The organism is Falsiroseomonas sp. RANM36 (genome assembly GCF_056682175.1).
Genome location: NZ_JBWXTD010000003.1, coordinates 119,040 through 123,366, shown reverse-complemented (window position 1 = coordinate 123,366; position 4,327 = coordinate 119,040). Strand labels below are relative to the sequence as shown.

The 4,327-nt window shown below is 71.8% G+C and carries 4 protein-coding genes; all 4 read left to right on the top strand.

The features are described from left to right. A partial coding sequence (locus AC1MIR_RS05535; RefSeq protein ID WP_480027187.1) for a DUF983 domain-containing protein occupies positions 1 to 264 on the top strand: 264 nt, incomplete at its 5' end. A gap of 51 nt (positions 265 to 315) precedes the next feature. Beyond that, entirely contained in the window at positions 316 to 1,002 is a 687-nt protein-coding gene (locus tag AC1MIR_RS05530; RefSeq protein WP_480027186.1) for an SURF1 family protein, read from the top strand. Next, the gene (locus AC1MIR_RS05525; protein WP_480027185.1) at positions 999 to 2,483 is read left to right on the top strand and encodes a carboxypeptidase M32; all 1,485 of its coding nucleotides are present in this window, start codon (positions 999 to 1,001) and stop codon (positions 2,481 to 2,483) included. Before AC1MIR_RS05530 ends, AC1MIR_RS05525 begins: the two co-directional genes overlap by 4 nt. 210 nt (positions 2,484 to 2,693) lie before the next feature. Further along, positions 2,694 to 4,250 carry a calcium-binding protein gene (locus tag AC1MIR_RS05520; protein ID WP_480027184.1) on the top strand — a complete coding sequence of 519 codons (1,557 nt, stop codon included), beginning with the start codon at positions 2,694 to 2,696 and terminating at the stop codon, positions 4,248 to 4,250. Positions 4,251 to 4,327: the final 77 nt, after the last annotated feature.

Genomic DNA, 4,327 nt, shown 5'->3' with positions numbered 1-4,327 from the left:
GCGGCCCCCCCCGCCCCCGCCGCCCCCCCCGACCCGCCGCCCCCGCTGCCGGCCCCCGCCCCCGCCCCCCCCGCGATCTTCCTGCTCGGCGCGCTCACGGTGATCGGCGCCTTCCTCGTCGAGTTCCGGCTGGAGCCGCCCTTCTGGGTGCATCTCGTGCTCTGGCCGCTGGTGCTGCTGCCGGGCTCGGTGCTGACCATGCGCATCGCCAAGGCCGCGCTGATCTGGGCGCAATGGCGCCATCGCGCGGCCGGGATGCGATGAGCCGCAGCGCGGCATGGCGGCGGCCTGCGCGCCGCACCACATGACGGGCCGATGCGCCGCCCTGTCCTGATCGCCGTCCTGGCCTCGATCCCGGTCCTCGGCCTGCTGCTGTTCCTCGGCACCTGGCAGCTGCAGCGGCTTGCCTGGAAGAACGACCTCATCGCCCGCATCGCCGCCAGCGAGGCCGCGCCCGCCGCACCGCTGGCCGAGCCGCCGGAGATGCTGGCCAAGGTGCGCGTCACCGGCCGCTTCGACCACGCGCGGGAGGCGCTGCTCGGCCTCGAGGTGCGCGGCCCCGTGCTCGGCGCGCATCTCGTCACGCCCCTGCTGCGCCAGGGCGCCCCGCCGATCCTGGTGGATCGCGGCTGGGTGCCCCTGCAGAACGACCGGCCGATCGCCCGGCCGGAAGGCGAGGTGACGCTGGAAGGCTGGGTGCATCCGGGCGAGCGCCCGAACTGGTTCTCCGCCGCCGACGACACGGCGGCCCGCCGGTTCTACACCTTCGACCCGCCGGCGATCGGCAGGGCGCTGGGCCTGGAGGTCGCGCCCTACGCCCTCGTCGCGCTGGCTGCCGGCGGGAGCGGCCTGCCCGACCCGGCGCGCACGCTGCCGCGGCCGACGAACAACCACCTGGGCTATGCGATCACCTGGTACGGGCTGGCGCTGGCGCTGGTCGGCGTCCTCGCCGCCTTCGCGCTCCGCCGCCGCGACGCGAGCACGACGGAGCGCGAGGCATGAACGCCGCCTATGACCGCCTGAAGGCGCGCTTCGCGCGCATCGGCGCGCTGAACGAGGCCGCCGGCATCCTGCACTGGGACGCCAGCGCGATGATGCCGCCCGGCGGCGGCCAGGCGCGCGGCGAGCAACTGGCCGCGCTCGCCGGCGTGTCGCACGAGCTGCTGACCGCGCCGCAGGTGGCCGAGGACCTGGCGGCGGCGACGGCGGATGGCGACTGGGACAGCGCCAACCTGGCGCTGATGCGCCGGCTGCATGCGCGCGCCACGGCGCTGCCGGTCGCGCTGGTGGAGGCGTCGAGCCGCGCCAACTCCGCCTGCGAGAAGGTCTGGCGGGAGGCGAAGGCCCGGTCCGACTTCGCGATGATCGAGGCGCCGCTGGCCGAGGTGGTGGCCCTGCAGCGCGAGATCGCGCAGGCCCTCGGCGCCGCGCTCGGCATGGACCCCTATGACGCGCTGATGGACGGCTACCAGCCGGGCGTCGCGGCCGCCGATGTCGAGCCGGTCTTCGCCGCCTACGAGGCTTGGCTGTCGGAGGCGCTGCCGCGCGCCGAGGCGATCCAGGCTGGGCGCCCCGCGCCGCTGCCGCTCGAAGGGAAATTCCCGGTCGAGGCGCAGCGCGCCCTCTGCCGCGAGATGGCCGAGCGCGTCGGGCTGGAGTTCAGCCATGCGCGGCTCGACGAATCGCTGCATCCCTTCTGCGGCGGCAACCCGGCCGATGTCCGCATCACCACCTTCTACGACCCGCACAACCCGGCCAAGGCGCTGCTCGGCGTACTGCACGAGACGGGCCACGCGATGTACGAACGCCACCTGCCCGCGGGCTTCGCGCGCCAGCCGGTGGGCGAGGCGGCGGGCATGGCGGCGCATGAATCGCAGTCGCTGATCGTCGAGATGCAGGCCTGCCGCTCGGACGCGTTCCTCGGCTTTCTCGCGGGGCGGCTGCGCCAGGAATTCGGCCTCTCCACGCGCATCGCCTGCGGCGAGAACCTGGCCCGGCTCTGGCGCCGCGTCGGGCGCGGCTTCATCCGCGTGGACGCGGACGAGATGACCTATCCCGCCCATGTCATCCTGCGCTTCCGGCTGGAACGCGCCATGGTCGGCGGCACGCTGGAAGTCGCCGACCTGCCCGCCGCCTGGAGGGAGGGGCTGCGCGCGCTACTCGGCATCGAACCGCCGGACGACGCGCAGGGCTGCCTGCAGGACATCCACTGGCATGACGGCGCCTTCGGCTATTTTCCGTCCTACACCCTGGGCGCGATGGCCGCGGCGCAGCTGATGGCGGCGATCCGCCACGACATCCCGGATCTCGATGCGCAGCTGGCCAAGGGCGACCTGTCGGCGATGATGGGCTGGCTTGCGCTGCGCGTGCACGGCCAGGGCGCGCGGCTCGGCTTCCAGGACCTGTTGCGGGCGGCGACGGGCAAGCCGCTCGACCCGGCCGACTTCACCGCCCATCTGGCGCGCCGCTACCTCGACGGTTGAACCGCCGCCCGGACCCACCCCACCCGATGGCATGCCGCCCCGCGACCAACCAGAGGTCGTTCCGACAGGCGCCGAATATCGCGCCCAGCTATTTATGAGTCATAATTTATGTATCGAATTTCGCCAGAACATCCGCCGGACTTGATACATATCATATCGTGCACGTAAGTGGTGGTGCAGCCTCTCCTTACTGATCTTGCGGAGCACACCATGAGCACGACCCTGGACGAGAACCTCGTCATCGAACCGTTGGCAGCGGAAGGCGGCGGCGGCGGCGGCGGTAGCCACGGCGGTGGCGGTGGCGGTGGCGGCGGCGATCTCTACGCCGACCTGTATGTGCTGCTGCGCGACCTCGACCCCACCGATGGCGGCGGCAACGGCGAGCCGGTGCTGGACGGCAACAGCCAGACCATCCCGGTCGGGCTCGACACGGCGAGCGGCGACACCTTCCCGATCTACTACGAAGAGATCGCGGAGGGCGACTACGAGATCCCCGCCGACCTGCTGCCCTATGTGCAGGAAGTCGTGCTCGAGCGTGTCAACGTGATCCGCGCGCCGGAAGCCGTCAGGGAGCACGCGCTCGAGGAAGCGCTCGCCAAGATCACCGCGGCCACCACGATCACCACCGATTTCGCCGGCCGGATCGTCGCCGACGGCGCGACGATCGACGCGCCGAACGAGAACCTCGCCCTCTACCATCTGATCATGACGGCCGGCGGCGTGAACAGCTGGACCGAGGTTCTGGCCAATGCCGCGACGAACCTCCCGTCGCAGCTGGCGGATCTGCTCGCCTCGGGCTGGGACCCGACGGGCCTGCTCGGCGGCGCCGCCGCGAAGTCCACGCCCTTCAGCATGGACGCCGTGCTCACGGCGCATTCGATCTCCGGCGTGAACGAGGTGACGGGCTCCGGCGACACCCTGCACATCGACTACTTCAGCTTCACCGACGGAACGAACGAGACCTTCGACTACGACCGCGTCGCCCAGTACGGCGACATGTGGGTCAAGTGGTACCAGGACATGGACGGCGACCTCTCCGACCTCGAGGCCGTGCAGCGCACCGTGCTCGACGCCGTCTGGGGCAGCGACAACGACGGCGACGGCGTGAACGACGTCGGCAGCGGCGCGGCCTGGGCCGACGAATACATCAAGCTCTCGGCCGACGGCCTCAGCTTCGACACCTTCGCCGCCACCGGCGCCGGCATCAACGACTGGGCGCAGGCGGTGGACGACTCCCGCGCCGTGATCAACTTCTTCCACGAGAGCGTCGCCGCGGTCCAGGTTCCGCCGCCGCCCTCCACGGACGACACGCTGATCGGCGGCCCCTGCGCCGACCTGCTGACCGGCTGGGGCGGCAACGACCTGCTCAAGGGGAATGCCGGCCAGGATACGCTGGAAGGCGGCACGGGCCGCGACCGCATCTTCGGCGGCCGCGACGCCGACCTGCTCGTGGGCGGCGCCGACCGGGACTTCTTCATCTTCACCACGCATGACTTCGTCGGCACCGACACCATCGCCGACTACTCGCAGGCCGAGCACGACCTGATCGTGCTGAACCGGCTCGACGCCAACAGCAACACCGCGGCGGATGAGGCGTTCGACTTCATCGGCTATGCCGACTTCAGCGGCGCCGCCGGCGAACTGCGGGCGGTGGACCTCGGCACCGTCCAGCGGCTCGAAGCCGACCTGAACGGCGACAAGGTGGCCGAACTCGTCATCGAGGTGCGCGGCACCGCGCATGCGACAGTGGACTGGTTCGCCCTGTAGTCGGGCGGCCATCTTGCGAAGGCCCTGCGCGTCCGGCGGGCGCGCAGGGGCAGGGGGGCGTGCCCCCCGGCCCGGCG